The organism is Microcoleus sp. AS-A8, from assembly GCA_039962225.1.
Taxonomy (GTDB): Bacteria; Cyanobacteriota; Cyanobacteriia; order Cyanobacteriales; family Coleofasciculaceae; genus Allocoleopsis.
Genome location: JAMPKV010000022.1, coordinates 41,141 through 61,282 on the forward strand (window position 1 = coordinate 41,141; position 20,142 = coordinate 61,282).

Sequence of the window (20,142 nt, forward strand, 5' to 3'; positions counted from 1 at the left end):
GCAGTGACTTGTCTTGCATTAAAACCCTTGACGCTGAGTGACTCAGTCCACGGACACAACGCAAGATTATAAAAATGCTCGGAGTTTTCTTTTTCTTTTTATTTTTCGCCCTCATTTGCCTGTGGCTGCAACTGCCCAAGCGACAGACGACGACGGCTACTAGCTCCTTGAACGTGGCTTTACCAACACCGACTCCGGAGGAATTCTCCGAGAGTACCGATAACGGCATGGCTTGGTGGGTGAAAATTGTTACGGAAACACCACATTGCACGTACTTTTTTGGGCCATTTGAGAGTTCCAGCGAAGCGAAACAGAATCAAAGCGGCTACCTAGAAGACCTCGAACAGGAGGGAGCGCAGGGAATTGAGGTTGCCATCTTGCAAGATCGACCTGAAACTCTCACAATTTATGACGAACAAGAGTGAGTTCTCTCAGTGAAAATAACCGAATGAAAGACCGACTCGTCCGTTGGCTCAACCAATTTTTAATGCTAGATGTTTTTCTGGTCTTGTTGAGCTTTTTTTGGCTAGCGATCGCCGTTGTTGGGCGATCGCTTGGTGTTCCCTTAGGGCTTGATCTGTGGTATCGCCTGTGGGAGCCTGTATTTACTCCCGCGATCGGTCTATTGATGGCAGGCGCACTCTTGAGCGGACTGGCTAGCCAGATCTCCAAGCGACTTAACTCTAATTGATTTTAGGGAATGGGTAATGGGGACAAAAAAGAGTTCTCCCTTCCCCACCCCCACTTTTCTCAGAGCGGGTCACAAACTTCTGCAAGATATGTACTAAGCTTCTGCCTCATCGTTCGCAGGCTGAGCGGCTGCACTAAATTGATTTAGGAGTTCCTCAATAATCACTTGTGGCTCATTGGTTTCGATTCCCAATTGTTGAGCAACAACTTGCAGGAGGTTGGGGTCTTGTTGCAACCTAACTAACAACTCATCCAGCGTGATGGTTTCAGTGCCTGAGGTATCCTCATCGGTTTGTTCACCTTCTGGCTCCAAGGAGGCTACATCAGGAAAAGGCTGTGTCATCAACCCATCTGGCCCCTCATACTCCCAAATCGCTCCGTTGGTATTCCTGTTTAGCAGTTGGCTGCCTATCTGATAGGCAACATTTCCCAGTTCATGTAAAGAGGGGATAGAGTTCACTTGATCCGCCAAATGCACGAGTCGCATTGCTAACTCATCGTTGGGTGCGGCTGACGCCAACACTCGTTCCCCAAAACGGCGCAGCCACGCAACCCAGTCCGCTTCGGTGATGCGCCCTTGGAGTCCCTCAAACCAGCGCGAAACCCGTTGCTGATCCCAACCATGCCCCACGCCTTCGAGTAGTTGCCGAAACAGATACTCGTAATCTGAATCTGCGAGTGGGGGTAGCGCTTGTTGCTCCCGGATTCCCTCATGAGAACCGGAGGAAGATGAATGAATTCGATTTCGGTAAGACGAGGATTGGGATGAGGTTCCACCGCCAAACAGACGTCGAAACAACCCCTTAAGCCACTGCCAAATCCGCTTGAGCATCTGTCGCCCCTTTGCATCCCATCATTCCGATTTTAGACCCCATGGTCTGCAAGAGCACGATTTCTTACAATTGAGCCATCATTTACCGGGTTACAACCGTTATCTATCCCCCTAAGATGGCGAAAATTTGTGAATTACGAGACAATTCAGTTCTACAGCTTCCGGTTAATGACTCAATTGATCTCCTCAAAAATTCCTCATGCAACAAAAAATCATCTGGCAACAAGGCAGCGATAACCCTGAAAACGGGAACAACTTTGCCACCATCCAGCAATGGTGGGCAAGCCTCCATGACCAAAAAATTATGTGGCGACAGCGACTCATTCCCCAAATCCAAATGGAGGATGTCAGCGCACTCGACTGGGAACCTCAACGATTTGATGAAGTATTTAAGATACAAATGCCCCAAATTCGCGGCATTACCCTCTACTGGCGTAAACCTGACACCAATCAAGAACGCAGCACCACGCCCCGTAAGCTAGAACTGGACAAGTCTCAAGAGCAACTCTATATCTATCCCCAATCTCAGAAAGAACTCGTCATCCGTGTCAGTACCCCAGAACGGATTTATCAAAAACTGGCTCTCCAAAATCCGCAGTGGCAAGGCACGAATGTTGGTGAAAACTATATTCTGACATTGCGAGACGAACAGCAAAAACTAGAAATCAAAATTACCCTTAGCCCAGCTAATCTCGACGAGCTTAAAGGTCAGTTGCCTGAATAATTGCTAATTCCATAACCGCCTGTTTTCTAAAAGCCTGCGGTATGTCCTTTCTCTTTGAGTTTCACAGCCGAACTCTTACTATATTTCTTTGGTAACCCTTTGTTTAACCTTTTTAAGCCTCAACTCTCGCTTCTACCAATGATGCAATGGATTCTCCCCCTCGGCCTACTTTTAGGCAGCTTACTGGCTGGAGTAATCTTTGAAAAATTTTTCCTCAAAAAACTTAAAAAATTAGCAGCAAGAACGAACTTCTTTGGTTATGAATTAATTTTTGAAGCACTACACCGCAAAACCTTAATTTGGTTTTTTTTGGGGGGTCTGTATGCTGCCTTACTGACGGTTCCACTCGCTCCTGCTATTTTGACCCTTGTTCAGAAAATTATCACGATAGTTTTTCTCTATACCGCTACTCTCTTTTTGGCAAAGTTGGCGGGTGACTTTGTCTGCTTAGCCGGTCAGAAATCTAAAGGAGGATTACCTGCATCTTCTTTACTGAATAATTCGGTCAAAACCCTGGTTTTTGTGTTTGGTATCCTGATGATTCTTCAGGCATTAGGAATTCCCATTACACCCATTATCGCGACTTTAGGGATTGGTAGCTTAGCCGTTGCCTTAGCGTTTCAAGATACCCTGGCTAATTTGTATGCTGGCCTCTTCTTAATTATTTCTAAACAAGTTAAACCGAATGACTATATCAAATTGACGAGTGGCGAAGAAGGCTATGTTACCGACATTACCTGGCGGAACACAACAATTAAGGAAATTCCTAACAACTTAATTATTGTCCCTAATAAAAATTTGGCCTCAGCGATTTTTAAGAACTATCATCTACCCGCCAAAGAAATTGTATTTCAAGTTCCTGTGGGTGTTAGTTATGAAAGCGATCTCGATCAAATCGAACAAGTCACCCTTAATGTGGCTCAAGAGGTTATGGAACATGTTCCGGGTGGTGTGCCTGAATTTAAACCGTTTATTCGTTATCAAGAATTTGGAGAATTTAGTATTAATTTTACAGTTTTCTTAAGAACCAAGGAATTTTTTGATCAACGTCTCGTTAAACATGAATTTATTAAACGCTTGCACAAACGATATCGAGAAGAAGGGATAGAAATTCCTTTCCCCACGCGAATTACTTATTTCAAAAATTTTAAAGAACCCAAACTTGAAAATCCCACAACTCCGCCAAGGCTAGAGTCGTGGGATTCTTAAGTGATAAAGCCTTTAAAGCTTAATGTTATTGCGCTTTTTTGTTGCTATCTTCAGGTTTAGCGGCAGCAACGGTGGCTTTAACCTGCACGGTCTTAACACCTTTGATTTGTTTGGCCAAGGTTTCAATCTTGTCGAACTGCTGCTTCGTTGGGACGGTTCCGGATACAATCACCAGACCATTCTCTTTACCATCAACGATGAGCGCACTCGCTGGAAGGTTAGCTTCTAGCTTGCTGCGAACTTCGCTGGCAATGGCCTCGTCATCTCTGCCTTCAGCTTTCCCGTCATTCAGTGCATTGTTGCGCTCCTCAGTCGCTCTGATGTCAGAATTCAACTGTTTCCGGCGAAGTTCGCTTTGAGCATCCGCCTGGGCATCCTTAGCTGCATCCGCCTCCGGAGCTTTTGGACTAGCTTCAGTTGTATTGGGAGCATCTGCCGCTGTTTTGGCGTCGTTGGCGCAAGCTGCTGCACCAAACAATAGAACACCAGAGAGTAGAAAAGTTGTCAGTTTTTTCATTGTTATGTTTCCTGTATTAAAAGGGTTAATGATGGAAATGTATTAGAGGTGAGAACTCCTACACCCTTCGCAAAATTTCCGTGATTGGTGTTCTTTTCGTCCCTTCCGGTTGCCAAATCATCTGGCTAAATGGGAGGTGTAGAGGGGAGCAGGAACCACCTTTTTATTACTCCTGCTCCTCAAGCTTTTTGAGAGAAACCTATCAGGTCTGATCTCGGCGGTCAATAATGATCACTTCAGGATGATCGTCCACGACCTTGACCTCACCGTGAGTTTTAGTAACGCCTGGTGTAGGGTTAGGCTCAATCACATTACGGGTAGCCGTGGGACTGGTAGTCGTGCGAGAGTCATGACGCTCACCTGACGGTGCATCAAAAATGTTCCAATCCTGAACACCGTGACGGCTCAGAATCGTATCGGCACGACGAATTTCATCTTCCGTACCATCTACCATCACTAGATAATCACCCCGGTTTACGCGGTCATTGTAGAAATGAGCCTGGTCATCGGGAATCCCTAAACCGACCAATGCACCTGTTAAACCACCCGCTGCCGCACCAATTGCGCCGCCTGCTGCTGTCGTCGCTAGGGCAGTAGCCAAAGCACCTCCGGCTAAAACTGGGCCAATCCCTGGAATTGCTAAGGCACCTAATCCAACGAGCAAGCCACCTAAACCACCGAGAGCCGCCCCTGTTCCAGCACCCGTTTTCGCGCCTTCATCCGTCATGGTACGGTCAGCGACATTGCCAACGTGAGGTTCTCCGGGAGTATCTTTGCCCACCAGAGAAATTTGATTCATCGAGAAGCCGGAATCTTTTAAATCCCTCAGCGCGCCTTCGGCATCACGACGATGGGAAAATACGCCCACGGCACGATGACGGCGACCTGAATCCGGGCGATGGGTACCGGCGGCAACAGAACTGCTGTGGGTGCGATCGTGATCTGGGGTTGTATCATGACTACGACCAGCCTCCACGTCCCCTGTATCGTAAATGCCCCACTCCTGAATACCGTGACGGCTCAAAATGGGTTGAACACGATGAAGTTCGTCTTCTGTACCATCCACCATCACCAGATAATCACCCCGGTTCACCCGGTCGTTGTAAAAGCGGGCACGTTCTTCAGGAATGCCCAAACCAATCAGTGCACCAGTGATACCACCAGCCGCTGCACCAATGGCACCCCCAGCCGCCGTAGTAGCTAGGGCTGTTGCCAAAGCCCCTCCAGCAATCACAGGTCCAATACCGGGGATCGCTAAAGCACCCAAGCCAACCAATAAGCCGCCTAAACCACCGAGGATACCTCCTGTCGCCGCACCGGCTTTGGCACCTTCGTCAGCCTTATTGCCCGTGGCGCGATCGCTCATTTCCACCCCGGCAATGCGGTCATGATGGTCAGCATTTTTACCAACCACAGACACCCGATCCATGGACAAGCCTGCATTTCTCAATTCCTGAAGCGCGGTTTCTGCATCACGCCGATGGGGAAACAAGCCTACTCCCCGATAACGACTCCCGCTGGCTGCTCCCTGGGAGTGAGTTCCATGGGAGTGAGTGTCAGGATTACTATAGCCGTGACTATAACGGTCATCGTCTCCTACATTAAAAATTTCCCAATCTTGAATTCCGTGACGGCCCAGAATCGCTTCAGCACGACGGATTTCATCTTCCGTGCCATCCACCATCACCAGATAATCACCCCGGTTTACCCGGTCGTTATAGCCACGGGCGCGGTCATCAGGAATCCCTAAACCAACCAGTGCGCCCGTTAAACCCCCCGCAGCCGCACCAATGGCACCGCCTGCGGCGGCAGTGGCGAGGGCTGTCGCTAACGCACCTCCAGCAATCACAGGGCCGATGCCGGGAATGGCTAGGGCACCTAATCCAACGAGCAAGCCACCTAAACCACCGAGGATACCGCCTGTCGTTGCACCCGCTTTCGCCCCTTCGTCAGCCTGGTTGCCTGTGGCGCGATTGCCGGCATCTAAGCCTCCAAAATTATCGTTGGGATTGGCATTTTTGCCCACCAGAGAAACCTGGCGCATGGGGAATCCCGCATTTCTTAACTCCGTAATCGCGGCTTCGGCATCACGACGGTGCGGAAATACGCCAACGGCACGCTTGTTGTGAACTAGAGCACTGCGGGGAGTCGTGGTAGCGGCAGCACTTGTGTGGGCGTGAGCGGCATCGGGATGATCATAGACGCCCCACTCCTCAATCCCGCGATGGCGTAAGATGGCTTCTGCACGACTAATCTCTTCATCCGTGCCTTCGACCAGGATGAGATAATGCCCTCGCGAGATGCGATCCTGATAAACTCTGGCTCGCTCTTCAGGAATCCCTAAACCGACCAATGCGCCAAGGAGTCCACCTGTAACGGCTCCAATGGCTCCGCCTGCCAATGTGGTGGCGATCGCTGTTGCCGTTGCTCCAGCCAACATAATCGGTCCAATACCTGGAATCGCCAAGGTACCTAAACCGACGAGTAAGCCAGTGAGTCCCCCTACTGTCCCACCGGCGATCGCACCTGTTGTCGCGCCTTCGTCAGCTTTGTTGCCTTCGCTACGTTCGCGAACATCCTTACGGACATCAGCACCAGCCATGTCACTATGCTGCTTATCTGCATCTTGTGTGATTACAGAAACTCTATCCATCGCAAAGTTAGAGTCTCTAAGTTCCCTAAGTGCTACTTCTGCTTCGTGACGATTTGAAAAAACACCTACGGCTCTTTTGTGTTGTCTTAAAGCCATTTTGTCTTCTCTCCTAAGAGGGAATATTTTTATAATTCACAACACCAAAATGCATTTCTTCTCGGTGCTGATCTATTCTATTTAGTCATTTTTTAGATAAAACAGTCATCAATCCCTAGAAATAACCTTGATTTCTATCAGTAGGAAGTTGAAAAAGTAATCCTTTTAGACTAGTGATAATTTTCTTATTTTTTTAATACTACTTAACATGTTAAGATACTCCTTCGTAACTAAAGCCAAACTCAATTCTTGAATTCCATTTTAAGCCATAGGTCAGATAGGCAAGCAAGCCCAGCCGCATTAAAATCATCTATAAAGATTATCCGTAAATAGGTTTATCCGGTAAATTCTAGTAAATGAATAATAGACCTATTGACAAAATTGAATAACCTTCCTCACTCTCATCGCTGGTTAATCCCTCATGAGCCAGATCAAAAAGTTTCCCCTTAAACCCTTTCCTTACTCAAGAGAGGGTTTAGGAGGAAGAATTCATAATTTTTTCAACAAGTCTAATATTGAATCGTTGCTCTAGCGCTTAGATTCGCCTGTTTCGAGACTTCAGCTTTTTACTGATCTGAATTAGAACTATCAGGTTGGGTCTGATTTTGCGTTGGTTCAGATGAAGTCTCATTGCTCGTGTCTGGCTGTTCTGTAGGAGTTGTAACCGTAGGAATCTGTTTTTGGGATGGAGCCGGTGAGTCTTGATTTGTCGTGTCGGGTGGCGTCGTTGGGGAAGTACCTCTAGAAGTGTTCGGTTGACTCAAAGGAGGATTCGGTGAGAGAGGCTGACTCTGGGATTGCCTCGGTGCTGTTTGAGGGGTGGTGTCCTGTGGAGCAGGAGCTGATGGTTGCCCAGAATTCGGAACAATAATCCTAATATCTGGCTGGCTTTGCTGAGGAGCGGTTGAAGGTTCTTGGTTGATAGGAGCGGGCGGCTGAATTTTTTCCGTGGTTCTTTCGATAATCGTGGTTTCTCGGTTGGGTTGTTGAGGAGCGGGACGGGCAGGCACCAGCACGGGTGTAGGTGTGGGTGACTCTTCTCTTTGGTTTAGGTAGAATATGGCTCCAACGGTCAAGCCGACTAGAGATGTGAGAGCCATACCTAATAGCAAACCACGAGCCGCGCTATGTTCACTACGAACTTCCTGTTCTTGGTTTTCCAAGCTGCGTTCGCTAACGCGACCATGAACGTAACCTTCTTCATAGGAAACAGCGTCAGGATTAACCGTTTCTACAGGTGTATTTAGATGGCGTCCATTCTGTATGTTGGTGTTTGAATTTTTTGGGGTATGGTTGTGCTGATTGTTCATGGGTTTTGCTAAAAGAGATATTCAAAAGAAGACAGGAGCGTTGGCGTTCAGAATACCTTCTTCTTGCTCAGAGAAGGCATTGTGAACCAGAGGTTATATTCGGGTTGGCTTAACGAGTTCCTAGGGGTTTTGAGGCTGATTAGTCGCAGGAACAGGAGCTGTTTCTACATTAGTTTTTGCGGGCTGATTGCTCTGGGTGAGAAAGAAGAGTGCCCCGCCCAGACAAAATGCGATCGCCGAGAGAGTAATGCCCGTAAGTAAGCCACCAGCAGCACTATTATTCTCACGAACAATACGGTTATCTTGCTGGATATTATGCTTATCAACTTGACCGTGAATATAACCATCACGGTAGGCCGTTTTATTCAGTCTGCCCGCACCATTATTGTGATTTTCTGGTATCTGGGTTTTATTGGGGTTCATCTGATTAAATTTTGTTCCTGAAGGAAATCTTTTGATAGAGCGGTACATACACCAGCTTCACTTAATCTGCTAATAAGCAGATTTTTTAATTCGTTAGTGAATATAAAATTGGAATTGTTTTGTCCTGTAAACATAAGATATCCGTTTAAAGAACAGAACTCGCTCTATCTAAAAAAAGATTCTTACCTCTATCAAAAGATTTACTTTTTGATAGCTGTCCAGAAATTTAGACAGCCTATAGTAAGAACCCGATCTTATCGTGCCCGTAGCCAGATTTATCTGATATTCAATGAGTTGCCCCGAACCAAATTACTGCCTCTAGAGCAGCCGGAGCCAAGTTTTTTAGCTGTGATACTCCAAGACGGGAAAAACTAGTGCAGCATGGCGGAAATAACTATCCAGTTGAAAAAGCTTAAAAAGCTTACTGTATAAACTTTCTTTCCTTCTGCCTCCTGTCCTCACTAAAGCTCCGGTCTTCCTTCTGCCTTCTTGTACTAGCGCAACAGCGCTCTCCAAGTGGTAGGCCCAACTACTCCGTCTGGTGCAAGGTTGAACTTCTGTTGAGCCGCTTGAACAGCCGCTTGTGTCGCTTGTCCAAAAACCCCATCTACTGGTTCTTTGAGAAATCCCAGAGTTTTCAGACGCTCTTGCAACTGGACAACCGCAGGGCCTTGCATCCCTTGCCGGAGAATGGGAAAAGCAACCGCAGTAGCCGACGGGTTGGCTGTAGAGGAAGAACTCGAAGGAGTTGAGGCCGGTTGGCTGCGATTGGGGCGGTTGGTTTGACGGGGTTTTGATGGCTCTTCTGGAGCTGGTTTATTAACGCGCTCGCTGGTATTCGTGGATTGAACGATAGTAGGAACCGGGAAAGATGAGGCTGGGTTATTTGAAGAGGTTGGTGAAACCCTGACCGGCGCTGGGTTATTTGAGGAGGCTGGTGAAACCCTGAGCGGCGCTGGATTCGTTGAGGGGAGTGGTGATGTCCTCACGACTGTAGGCGTACTGGGGAATAGACGATTCCAAGTTGCAGGGCCAGTGATGCCATCGGGCGTTAAACCGGCAGCTTGCTGGAACCCAGAGACAGCACTTGCCGTACTTTCTCGATAGATCCCATCCACAACATCACTGTAGTAACCCAAAAGTTTCAGCGCCGCTTGTAGTTCAGAGACGGCTGCTCCCTCGCTACCCATTCTCAGAACCGGTCGGTTAACGGGTGTATCAGCAATTAGCTGAGCAATCGTTTGCTCACCCGCTAAGCCACTACCGGCTGCAACAGGGACATTGTCCAAGCCAATCATCATTAAACCAAGGGCGCTACCGTAAATCATCCGACGGCGGACGCTCTCAGGGTTAGCGAAACTTGGCGTTAGGCTTCTCATCATGGCACTCAACCTTCTACCAATTCGCAAGACACATACACTCACCCACGTAATTGCAAGCCATAGTGCCTTATCTGTGAAAGCCTGTCAAGAGCCATCCGTTTCTCGTGCCATATTGACGGGAGTGTGTTGCCAGAGGAGGCGATCGCCCTACAGTCCTTCCGGCATTCGATGGCAGGTGTTGCCCCTGTGAGGCGATCGCTCAAATTAGAAAGCTCCTAGTGCAGCGCGGCGGAAATAACTATCCAGTTGACAAAGGCAATAAGGCTTACTGTACAAGCAATGTTGCTTCTGCCTTCTGCCTTCTTGCACCAGAGAGCAAGATGACTCCAAACTCAACTTGCTGTAAGATTCTCGACGCGAGGGTTAGGAATAGCAATGTGACTTCTCCAGACGCTCACCCTAACGGGTAGAGCGCTGGCTTGCTCTTGATCGCTCTTGAGCATTCCTGGATAACCACTTATCTAGGCAAAATGCCTCCGACAGTACGGCAAGACCAGGCAGTTTCCCTTCCCCGTCGTCCACGGGTACTACGTTCTCCAGCCCACGAATTAACACCATTTGAGCCGCAGCATGGTCGCGATGAGTCTGGTATTGACACTCAGGACAACTGTGAATTCTATCCCCAAGAGTCTTAGACACAGCCGCTTGGCAATTAGGACAGGTCTGGGAAGTTACGTTGGGGTGTACTTTTTCAAAGTACACCCCACGCTTCCAACAAACCCACTCCAACAAACTCAAGAATGCTCCAAAGGATGCGTCAACGCACTCCTTTGTGAGCATCCCTCTGTTCAATCCAACGGTGTTGAGATTTTCCGCAAAGATAGTCTGTGCTTGGTCGCAAAGCTTGTGGGCATTTTTCCAGTGAAAATATGAGCGACGATTGGCAATGTGGTGATGGAGCTTGGCTACTTCAATCTGCGCTTTTTCCCAGTTTTTAGAACGCTTCTGTTTCCTTGCGGCTCTGCGTTGCAGCACTTTCAGCCTACTTTGCAGGGACTTAAAGAACTTCGGACGTTCCACAAAACTGCCGTCAGAAGAGGTAATGAACCGCTCCAATCCCAAGTCAATGCCAATAGCACGACCATGAACAGGTACGTCGGGAACACTGACATCCGACTGGATGGTTACAAGGACATACCATTGAGTTCCCCTGCACTTGGACAGCACGCGCACTTGTTTAACAGCGAAGCCGTCAGGAATGGGGCGATGCAGTGTGATGGGGACAAGACCAATTTTTGGCAGTTTAATTTGATTCCCAGTTATGGGACTTTCTTTAAACTGTGGGAAGAGAAACGACTTAAACTGTCCGTACTTCTTGAATCTAGGAAACCCAAAGTCTCGCTTACGGAAATTCTCCCAGGTGTTATGCAGGCGTTTAATTACGTCTTGCAAGACCTGAGAGTGAACGTTTTTGAGTCCTGTCCATGTTTCTTTCAGTACTGGCAGTTGACGTTTCTGTTCCATGTATCCCGGAAAGGGCACATCTGCACTGATGATGTATTCCTTCTCCAGGGAGCATCTATCAATCATGCACTTCCGACTATTCATCCAGTCTTTAAGCTCTCGCAGGGCATAGTTATAAACCCTGCGACAACTTTCCAGCCAATCAAGCATTTGCGCTTGCTGGCTGGCATCTGGATAAATTCTGTACGTGAAGTTCATAGTCAAAATGGTAGTAGTTTAGCACGGCTTGATACTTGTGCTAAATACCTGTTTTCCCGCTACATTTATTGGTTGCCTCCGTACAATTAGGCAACCCGCAATGACTATCCCGACGCTGACCTTTCAGGTACAGCGCGGGGCTTCCGGCGAAAAAGTTAAACCATAGGTGTTGCCAAGGGGTTAATGGCTTCAGCAGGGCCAACCAGGGATATATAAGGTTCCGTAAAGTAACGAGTCGCAACAGCTTGAGCGATTTCTGGAGTAACACTGATCACATCTTGCTGAAACTGAGTGTCAAACTCAATTCCTAACCCTAGCGTCTCATACCAACCATAGACTTGAGCCAACTGGGCATTCGTTTGTTTTCCCAGTGCATACTGACCAAGGAGTTTATTTTTGGCGGCTTGGAGTTCCTCACTAGTTAGCAAGGTCGAGCAAAGACGTTCTATTTCTTTACGTAATCCGAGGATAGCGGTTTCCGTATTATCAGGTGCTGTGCCCATATAGACGACGAATGTGGACACCGACTTGCGCGTAGGATAAAAAGCGGAGACATCATAAGCTAAACCTCGCTTCTCCCGCAACTCAACAAATAAGCGGCTGGAAAGCCCATTACCTAGGTAAGTATTGAGCAATTTCAGCGTGGTATAGTCGCTATGGTACATGGGTGAGGCCAGATAGCCCAGCATCACAATCGACTGCTGTGTCTCTTGCGGCGTCATGACTTGCGACGGTTGGGAGGTAAGAGACGGTAACTGTTGGGTCAGTAGGGGCGTTTCGGGCGACTGCCAATCGCCAAACACTCGCTCAACCTGAGCCACGGCTTCTTCTGGGGTCACACGACCCACGACGCTAATCACCATATTGTCGGGTCGAAAGTGAGTTTGATGGAACAGTTCCAAGTCAGCACGACCGAGTTCAGAGACAGTGGCTTCTGTGCCCAAAATTGAGAGTGAGTAGGGATGAGCTTGATACATCGCCTGCCGCAACTGGTCAAAGGCAATGGTGAAGGGCTGTTCTTTTTGAGACCGAATATCTTGAATGGCTAGGTACCGCTCCAGTTCTACTTCTTCTTCTGGGAAACTGGGATGTAACAACATTTGTCCCGCTAACTGTAACATCTCAGGCCAGTCGCTGGAGACGGTTTTTAGGGAGAGTAAAAAGTAATCGGTGGCTGTATCTGCACTGAGATTCGCTCCCACTGACTCGATCCGTTCGGCAATGTCTATGGCTGAGAGTTGCTCTGTGCCTTTCGTAATTACGGCTGACAGCAGGTGAGATAGTCCTGCTTTTTCTCGCGGTTCCCACTGACTCCCCGCTCGCATAAACAGGCGTGTGGCTATAATATCTGCGGCAGAATTTTCGATGGCGAGTACAACGATGCCGTTATCGAGAACCGTGCGATGAATGAGCGGTTGTTGGGGTAAAAAGGTTACAGTTTGAGGCATTATGATGTTGGTCAGGGGTTGAAAGTGAGAAGGTTGAGGATGAAAAACGAGGCTGACTCCTATCTGAAGCTTAGAACTTTCAACTTTCAACTTTCAACTTTCAACCCATCTCCTCTTCCGTCATGGGCTTCACAACCGTAACGGCGTAGTGATGAGGAGAAAGATATTGCTGTGCCAAGTGCATTAAGTCCGATACCGTAAACGTCTGAATCTGATTGGGATACGTTACGGCAATATTTGCTGTGGCAATCGTGTTGTAGTAGCCATAGAGACCCGCTAACTGACTGGCTGTTTCTGTGGAGAAGGTATAGTCATTACAGAGCAAGCGCTGGCAGCGGCTGAGTTCTCGTGGTGAAAGGGGTTCCTTCTGCAATTGAAACAGGCGATCGCATATTAGCTCTTCGACTTGTTCCAAATATTGTGGCTCTAAGCAGGCACTAATGGTAAACAAACTTGAATCCCGTTGGAGTGAGAAATTACTGCCAATGCTCAAGACTAATCGCTGCTCTTCTCGCAATTCTCGCACCAAGCGAGAAGACCGTCCATCGGCGAGGAGTACAGACAGTAAATCTAAGCCATAAGCATCCCGCAGTTGTTCTACACTCGGTCCCACCCAAGCCATCAACAAACGAGCCTGCTCTAGGCGCGGCAAATAAAGTTCCTGACGACGAACTCCTGTAATGGGAGGTTCTGCCTGTACCTCAAATGGCGGGCACTCCATGGGGGTAGGAAAGTCTTGAAACGACTGGTTGATTAAATTCAACGCCGATTCTTGGTCAACCCCGCCGACAATCACCACCGTCATATTTTCGGGTTGGTAGTGGGTGGAGTGAAAACAGCGCATCTGATGGGGTGAGTTCATCATCAGGTGTTCTTCGGTTCCCAGAACCGAGCGCCCATAGGGATGACGCTGGTAAACGCTTTCACTCAAAGCCTGAAATCCCAACCAATCCGGATTGTCGTAACAGGCATGGATTTCTTCTAAGACCACATCCCGTTCCCGCTCAAATTCATCCTCAGGGATAGCTGGGTGTAAGAGCAAGTCTGCCAGAGGCGGTAAGGTATCTTTTAAGTACTGAGCCGCTGTAGTGATAAAAAAGTGGGCATAATCGTGGCTAGTGGCGGCATTAGAGACACCCCCACGACTTTCAATCACCATGTCGAACACACCAGGCGCGAATCGTTCGCTGCCTTTAAAGATCATGTGTTCTAGGAAGTGTGCCATCCCAGACCATTGGTCAGGTTCCGTACTGGCACCCGCTCGTACCCAGACATCGACCACCACAACGGGTGTCGCTGGGAGGTGCTGATAGATTACAGTCAGTCCATTCGCCAGCCTGAAGACATCAGCAGGAAATTTTGAAGCAATCAGCGGCTCAGTTAACAATTTTTCTAATCTCAGCTATCTCGGTAATTTAAATTAGTTTATATTAATGCTTGAGCAATGCAGAAGTCCAAATGTGGTGATACCAGGACAAAATCACAGAAAGCTTCATCGGCGATCGCTACGATGGATAGCATACCTTCGTGTAAAAAAACCCTCAGTCTCTTAAGACAGGAGGGTTTGATGGATTACAGATTCCCCGAAACGCCGTTTTACCTCAGTTTATGACCTGGATTACCAGGGGGGTACCGTGGGTATCTCGTTTAAAGTTTCCGAGTACATGCTCGGTCTACTGCCACAAGACGACTTGGTTCCCTTTTTCATAAAGTCAAGATCAAAAAACACTATTGGCAGTCACCAACGTTCCAGTAGAACCTGTAACCTATCCATTGTAACTATTTATCCTAGAATGACCACACTAGACACGCCGCTCTTACCCCTGAAAAGTGCTAGAAACCGCGTTGGGTGTGGGAGAGTTGAGGAGGGACGTGGAGGAGAAAACGTTTCGGAATATCCCTAAAAATTGCTGAAAAGTTTCTGGCTACAATGCACGAGTGTCCGCCCTGTATTATTCACAGCAATTTTCGCTGTAAAATCGATACGACCGAGACAAGCGCCTACCCGTATTACCCAAGTATTGTCCCCTTCTTGAACCTAACCAACTTAAACTTCACCCATTGACAATCGCTTACCGCAATTTTCTTTATCTGGTTACAGAAACGGGACAGACAGTTCAGATGTCTATTCACCGTCCCAGTCCCTTCGTTGTCCAGAATTTAGAGCGCGTTTTACCCGATTGGAATTTACCCGTGTTGTGGGTGGTGATTGTTTTGCAGCAAGCTCGATGCGAACTGGTGGACATCACGCCTGAGAGTGAGCAAGAGAAAGAGCGGTTAAGGGAGAAGTTTTTGCGCTTTGGTTTTGAGGTAGCGTTTAGTTTACGCGATCGCGGATTCTTGAGTAACCTGATTGACCCTCGGACTGGGTATCCCTTGCTATCACGCCCAGGAGAAATTCTCCACGATGATACGGCTGTAGTCAAGGCGCTTTTGGGCTTGCCCGTGATTCGCAACCGTTGCTGTGTTTTAGAGCATCCGGTTTGGGGTAAGGCCGTTTATCCGAGTACTTTACTCACCTCAGCTCCTCCACGGGTGATCGAGCCGATCCTGAAGCGTGTTGCAGCGCAGCAGGGTTGGCAGGAAGCAAACGCTAATTAAATAGCTTAGGCTTTCGCAGATGACGGGAATTCAAGGGACTGAGGATGCGGTTGAGTTGACGCAGTTGATCGGCGGTTCCCAAGCAAATTAACACATCTCCCGGCAATAACTGAGTGTCAGCCGTAGGTCCAGCGATCAGCGTGCCATCCACCCGACGAATGGCCAGAACTAAAGCACCACATTGCGATCGCAGTCGAGCTTCCCGCAGGGTTTGCCCTACCATCGGACTGGTTTTGGGATCGAGCAAAAACTCTTCCAAATAAAAAGCGCGATCGCTGCCCGTGAGAATCCCATCCATAAAATCTAGCACTTGGGGTCTCAGGGCTGCTGCCGCCATCCGCTTGCCACCTGTAATGTAGGGAGAAACGACCGCATCGGCCCCAGCACGTTGTAGCTTTTGTACCGCTTCTTCTGTACTCGCACGAGCAATCGCCCGAATGTTGGGATTGAGGGTTTTGGCGGACAGCACCGTGTAGAGATTTTCCGCATCGGAAGGGAGCGCGGCTACCAAACAGATGGCTCGTTCAATTCCCACTTTAAAGAGCGTGTCATCTAACGTGGCATCCCCCTGGAGAGCCACATAACCCAACTCTTGGGCCTCCTCTATCTGCTCGGCCTGAGAATCGATCGTGACAAAGGAGATACCCTCAGTCTTAAATTCCACCGCAATCTGACGCCCAGTGCGCCCAAACCCACACAGAATGTAATGGTCAGTTAACGTATCGATCAAGCGCCGTCGTTGCCTCAGTCGAATTCCTTCTTGAAAGTAACCCTGAATCAAAGCTTCTGTAAATCGATTGACGATATAACCAATGGTGATCACCCCCATCAAAATTAGGGCGATCGTAAACAGCCGTCCGCGTTCGCCTAGAGGATTGGTTTCGCCATAGCCAACCGTCGCCAGAGTAATCACAGTCATGTACCCCGCATCTGACCATGACCAGCCCTCTATAAAGTGGTACCACAATGTACCCACTCCAGCGACTCCTAACAAAGCGATGACCCCAGCAATTAACTCGTTACGGAGGCGTCGATATTTTTGTTCAAGCGTTGAATACACCGCCTGTTGTTACTTTTTTTTGAGATGGATCAGGGAAGAAGTTTTAAGAATACACGATTCTAGGATTGTTGGAATTAAGGGAGAGCCGTAGCTATCGGTATCCCTAAATTTACCGATCGTATTGCCGAATGGAGATTTCTTTTGTCAGGGTTTGCTGGCAAAACCCCAGGGGTGAAGTACCTCTAGCTTGGCGTTTCCCTGGATAAGATAAAGTACATATGATTCAAACGGGTCAGTGAGGCGTTGTGTTAGGGCAAGTCTAGCTGCCTTCCCGGTCTTAGCCTGTAAGGTAGTGGCAATCAAGCTCGACCCCAACCTATCCTATCCGTCCTCAAAAAATTTATCCTCTAAAACTTCGATAAGGATTAAATTAGTGAGTCTAGAAACTCTTCCCATCCCCTCAATCCCAGCCGAGTCAGCCTCAGTGATGTCTACCCCCTTTGACGCGGCTGACTTTGACGCCAGTGTGATGTCTACCTACGGGCGCTTTCCCATTGCCCTGGAACGGGGAGAAGGTTGTCGCGTTTGGGATACTCTAGGACGCGAATATCTTGACTTCGTTGCTGGGATTGCGACTTGCACTCTCGGACACGCTCACCCTGCCCTGATCGAAGCCGTGACGCAGCAAATTCAAAAGTTGCACCACGTTTCTAACTTGTACTACATTCCAGAGCAAGGAGCGTTAGCCAAGTGGATTATTGATCATTCTTGTGCGGATCGGGTCTTTTTCTGCAACTCTGGGGCAGAGGCTAACGAAGGAGCCATCAAGCTGGCGCGGAAGTATGCCCACACGGTATTAGACATTGAAAAGCCGGTAATTTTGACCGCCCACGCCAGTTTTCATGGGCGGACACTCGCGACGATTACTGCCACCGGTCAGCCGAAGTACCAAAAGAACTTTGAGCCGTTGATGCCTGGGTTCCAGTACGTCCCTTACAACGATATTAAAGCCATAGAGAATGCGGTTACCGATATCGACGAGGGCAACCAACGGGTGGCGGCGATTTTGATGGAACCCTTACAGGGAGAAGGCGGCGTCCGTCCCGGAGAGCTGGAATACTTCCTGCGGTTGCGGAAAATCTGCGACGATACGGGCATCCTGCTGATTTTAGATGAAGTGCAGGTGGGCATGGGCCGCACGGGTAAGTACTGGGGGTATGAGAATCTGGGGATCGAGCCGGATATCTTTACCAGTGCCAAGGGGTTAGCCGGAGGTATTCCCATTGGTGCCATGATGTGTAAGAAGTTCTGCGACGTGTTCCAGCCCGGTGACCATGCCAGTACCTTTGGTGGGAATCCCTTTGCCAGTGCCGCCGCGATCGCAGTGGCTCAAACCTTAGAGCGAGAGAATATTCTCCACAACGTACAGGAACGCGGTGAGCAACTGCGGACAAGACTCAGAGCGATCGCCATTAAATATCCTCATCTGTTTACCGAAGTGCGTGGCTGGGGTCTAATTAATGGCATGGAACTCAAGGCCGATATCGAGCTGACTTCGGTTGATGTCGTGAAAGCGGCGATGGCACAGGGGTTGCTGCTTGTGCCCGCAGGCCCTAAGGTGATTCGCTTGGTGCCGCCGCTGATTGTCTCAGCCCAAGAAGTTGATCAAGCGGCTCAAGTGTTGGAGCAAGCGATCGCAACTTTCAACTTGTAGAGCGATCGCTCAGGGATTTCTCAATAAAAAATGTCCTTGTAGGGGCGGGTTTAGCGAATAGGTTAGTGGCACGAGCGATTAACTCAAGGACAAAACCCGCCCTTACTCAATTATCCTTTGCCTCTAAGGACAAGAGAATTCGGGGCCAAGATTCCCGTTAGGGTAGCCACTGGAAATCCAGCCAGTCGAGGGTGATGAAATCAAAACCCAGGTGCGCCCTTGGCTGTCTTTTTGAGACTGTTGGGGACTGGCTAACTTGACGGTATTTCCCACGTATACCCCACTCTTCCTGGGAGCGGAAATAGCCGGAGTGTTACGGACGGCTAAACCCTCTGGTGGAGAAATGACTTTGCGGCAGACGTTTGACCCTCCTTGTGTCCCTCCTTGAGAGGGAGGTTGAGTGTCGGGGGTCGGGGTCGGGGTCGGGGTCGGGGTCGGGGCAGGGGTAGGAGGACGAGTACCGCCTGGACAGGGTTTAATGTCACTCGCTCGGACATAGCCAGCGATAGGGGCACTGATGGCGATCCAACCACCAGTACCCGTGTCTGCTAGGGTAACGAGTTCGTTTGGAGCCAGGGTTCTGATGGATTGACTGGAGGTTGAACGCTCTGGATAGACAAAAATCCTTTGTTTGGCAGCGCGACATTGTCCCACCAATCCCTGCACCAGTTGAACGTTACCCTGACGTCCAGAGCCATTAGATTCTGATTTTTGCGTAACGTTGGGTGTTGTACTCTCGGTCACCGCACTAGAGGGAGTGTTTAGATACCCTACAGTACTTAAGGCTATAGCCAACATAGCAACAGGCTTGCCCCAGTGGGCGATTGTCTTCATATACTCAACTCCTCATTTCACCAAGATGATTGCGTTAGAGATTTCAAGACCAAAAAAACGCCCAAGTGGCAGAGTCTAGTTTTTCTAGATGGCTAATCCAGCTAAAAAAGATATTGGCGTTCTTGCCCCTGCCTGACTTGGCGTTAGTAGGATCGTTAATCTTGAGATCTCTTAGTCAAATAGCATAAAAAGAGGTCTATGCCAATCACCCGGAAAATGGGAAAGGTGTCAAGAGCTAGCTTGAAAGCCAAATGTAAAGCCGAATAATTTTCTGGGTTGGCTGTAAGCGCTAGCTCATAGGGGTGTGGTATCGCAGAAAGCGCGGCTCCTAGATACAAGAAAATGGGGCGCTGAGATTCCCACTGGGAAACCCACTAGAAATCCAGCCACTTCTTGGAGTCGAGATTTCCACCCAAGTGCGCCCTGCGCTATCTACGCTTGATGCTCCCGTAACCTTGACGTTGGTTCCTACCAATACTGAAGCAACCTGTGATGAGCTAGAGGCCGGTTGGGAACGGACAATCAAACCCTCTGAAGGAGCGATGACTCGGCGACAGGTGGCTTTGGTTGGGGGAGGATTGGTTCCACAAGGTTTGAGATATCTGGCGATGACATATCCACTTGCCGGAGCACTCACCTGTATCCAACCCGCACTCCCCTCACTAGCCAGCGTTACCCGTTGATTGGGTTCTAAGGTTCTAACAATGTCACTGTTCGTTCCAACCGAAGGCTCTGTAAAGATATCTATCGTCCTGCTAGCAGCACGACATTGGCCTACAATTTGCGCCAATTGGATATTTCCTGAACTCAGCGACGAGGTCGTTGTTGTTTCTTGGAGGGGACTGGCTAGAGTTATGTCACCAATCGTTGCGGCATGTGCCTCTAGACTACCCACCGTGTTCAAGCCCAGCAAGATCAGCGCTAAAACAGCGATTAACTTGCCCCATCGGCTCATCTTTTTCATGCAATAAACTCCTCATTACACCAAGATGCTTGTGTTATCGACTTCCAAAGTCAAAAACATCCTAGCTGTAGAATCTAGTTTTG

The 20,142-nt window shown here is 48.7% G+C and carries 19 protein-coding genes and 1 other RNA gene; 7 read left to right on the plus strand and 13 right to left on the minus strand.

Features of this window, described 5'->3' with window-relative positions:
* Positions 1-74 precede the first annotated feature (74 nt).
* Both NDI48_25260 and NDI48_25265 read left to right on the plus strand, forming a co-directional pair.
* Complete coding sequence (locus NDI48_25260) at positions 75-425, plus strand: DUF1816 domain-containing protein (protein MEP0834477.1); 351 nt, start codon at positions 75-77, stop codon at positions 423-425.
* A 23-nt stretch (positions 426-448) separates the two neighbouring features.
* Entirely contained in the window at positions 449-691 is a 243-nt protein-coding gene (locus tag NDI48_25265; GenBank protein MEP0834478.1) for a hypothetical protein, read from the plus strand.
* A gap of 93 nt (positions 692-784) precedes the next feature.
* Here NDI48_25265 and NDI48_25270 read toward each other — a convergent pair whose 3' ends face one another.
* A complete protein-coding gene (locus tag NDI48_25270) occupies positions 785-1,522 on the minus strand; it encodes a hypothetical protein (protein ID MEP0834479.1) in 738 nt (245 codons plus the stop codon).
* 199 nt (positions 1,523-1,721) lie between these two features.
* Between NDI48_25270 and NDI48_25275 the strand changes: the two genes are divergently transcribed.
* A complete protein-coding gene (locus tag NDI48_25275) occupies positions 1,722-2,246 on the plus strand; it encodes a hypothetical protein (protein ID MEP0834480.1) in 525 nt (174 codons plus the stop codon).
* A 138-nt stretch (positions 2,247-2,384) separates the two neighbouring features.
* The gene (locus tag NDI48_25280; GenBank protein ID MEP0834481.1) at positions 2,385-3,455 is read left to right on the plus strand and encodes a mechanosensitive ion channel family protein; all 1,071 of its coding nucleotides are present in this window, start codon (positions 2,385-2,387) and stop codon (positions 3,453-3,455) included.
* Between the two features lie 25 nt (positions 3,456-3,480).
* Here NDI48_25280 and NDI48_25285 read toward each other — a convergent pair whose 3' ends face one another.
* From NDI48_25285 to NDI48_25305, 5 genes are all read right to left on the minus strand, one after another.
* Positions 3,481-3,972, minus strand: a complete 492-nt coding sequence (locus tag NDI48_25285) for a BON domain-containing protein (GenBank protein ID MEP0834482.1) — start codon at positions 3,970-3,972, stop codon at positions 3,481-3,483.
* 202 nt (positions 3,973-4,174) lie between these two features.
* Positions 4,175-6,721 carry a hypothetical protein gene (locus NDI48_25290; GenBank protein MEP0834483.1) on the minus strand — a complete coding sequence of 849 codons (2,547 nt, stop codon included), beginning with the start codon at positions 6,719-6,721 and terminating at the stop codon, positions 4,175-4,177.
* A gap of 566 nt (positions 6,722-7,287) precedes the next feature.
* Positions 7,288-8,031 (minus strand): hypothetical protein, encoded by a 744-nt coding sequence (locus NDI48_25295; protein ID MEP0834484.1) that lies wholly within the window; start codon positions 8,029-8,031, stop codon positions 7,288-7,290.
* A gap of 120 nt (positions 8,032-8,151) precedes the next feature.
* Positions 8,152-8,454 carry a hypothetical protein gene (locus NDI48_25300; protein MEP0834485.1) on the minus strand — a complete coding sequence of 101 codons (303 nt, stop codon included), beginning with the start codon at positions 8,452-8,454 and terminating at the stop codon, positions 8,152-8,154.
* Positions 8,455-8,948: 494 nt separating this feature from the next.
* A complete protein-coding gene (locus NDI48_25305) occupies positions 8,949-9,836 on the minus strand; it encodes a peptidoglycan-binding protein (protein MEP0834486.1) in 888 nt (295 codons plus the stop codon).
* On the opposite strand from NDI48_25305, the gene NDI48_25310 reads away from it, so the two are divergent.
* Positions 9,835-10,026 (plus strand): hypothetical protein, encoded by a 192-nt coding sequence (locus NDI48_25310; GenBank protein MEP0834487.1) that lies wholly within the window; start codon positions 9,835-9,837, stop codon positions 10,024-10,026. The two genes, NDI48_25305 and NDI48_25310, sit on opposite strands and share 2 nt — an antisense overlap.
* A 209-nt stretch (positions 10,027-10,235) precedes the next feature.
* On the opposite strand, the gene NDI48_25315 is transcribed toward NDI48_25310, so the two are convergent.
* The 4 genes from NDI48_25315 to ssrS form a co-directional block, all read right to left on the minus strand.
* A complete protein-coding gene (locus NDI48_25315) occupies positions 10,236-11,498 on the minus strand; it encodes a transposase (protein ID MEP0834488.1) in 1,263 nt (420 codons plus the stop codon).
* A gap of 155 nt (positions 11,499-11,653) precedes the next feature.
* Positions 11,654-12,946 carry an insulinase family protein gene (locus NDI48_25320; protein ID MEP0834489.1) on the minus strand — a complete coding sequence of 431 codons (1,293 nt, stop codon included), beginning with the start codon at positions 12,944-12,946 and terminating at the stop codon, positions 11,654-11,656.
* Positions 12,947-13,046: 100 nt separating this feature from the next.
* Positions 13,047-14,333 carry an insulinase family protein gene (locus NDI48_25325; protein MEP0834490.1) on the minus strand — a complete coding sequence of 429 codons (1,287 nt, stop codon included), beginning with the start codon at positions 14,331-14,333 and terminating at the stop codon, positions 13,047-13,049.
* Positions 14,334-14,522: 189 nt separating this feature from the next.
* A non-coding RNA gene (gene ssrS, locus NDI48_25330) (6S RNA) lies at positions 14,523-14,705 on the minus strand.
* A 302-nt stretch (positions 14,706-15,007) separates the two neighbouring features.
* On the opposite strand from ssrS, the gene NDI48_25335 reads away from it, so the two are divergent.
* Positions 15,008-15,547: a methylmalonic aciduria and homocystinuria type D protein gene (locus tag NDI48_25335; protein ID MEP0834491.1), complete on the plus strand. Its 540-nt coding sequence runs from the start codon at positions 15,008-15,010 to the stop codon at positions 15,545-15,547.
* Here the strand turns inward: NDI48_25335 and NDI48_25340 are convergent.
* Positions 15,540-16,607, minus strand: a complete 1,068-nt coding sequence (locus NDI48_25340; protein ID MEP0834492.1) for a potassium channel protein — start codon at positions 16,605-16,607, stop codon at positions 15,540-15,542. The genes NDI48_25335 and NDI48_25340 overlap by 8 nt on opposite strands.
* A 427-nt stretch (positions 16,608-17,034) precedes the next feature.
* Between NDI48_25340 and NDI48_25345 the strand changes: the two genes are divergently transcribed.
* On the plus strand, positions 17,035-18,261 hold the full coding sequence (locus NDI48_25345; GenBank protein ID MEP0834493.1) for an aspartate aminotransferase family protein: 1,227 nt from the start codon (positions 17,035-17,037) through the stop codon (positions 18,259-18,261).
* Between the two features lie 123 nt (positions 18,262-18,384).
* On the opposite strand, the gene NDI48_25350 is transcribed toward NDI48_25345, so the two are convergent.
* The gene (locus NDI48_25350; protein MEP0834494.1) at positions 18,385-19,095 is read right to left on the minus strand and encodes an SH3 domain-containing protein; all 711 of its coding nucleotides are present in this window, start codon (positions 19,093-19,095) and stop codon (positions 18,385-18,387) included.
* Between the two features lie 328 nt (positions 19,096-19,423).
* A complete protein-coding gene (locus NDI48_25355; GenBank protein MEP0834495.1) occupies positions 19,424-20,059 on the minus strand; it encodes an SH3 domain-containing protein in 636 nt (211 codons plus the stop codon).
* Between the last annotated feature and the right edge of the window lie 83 nt (positions 20,060-20,142).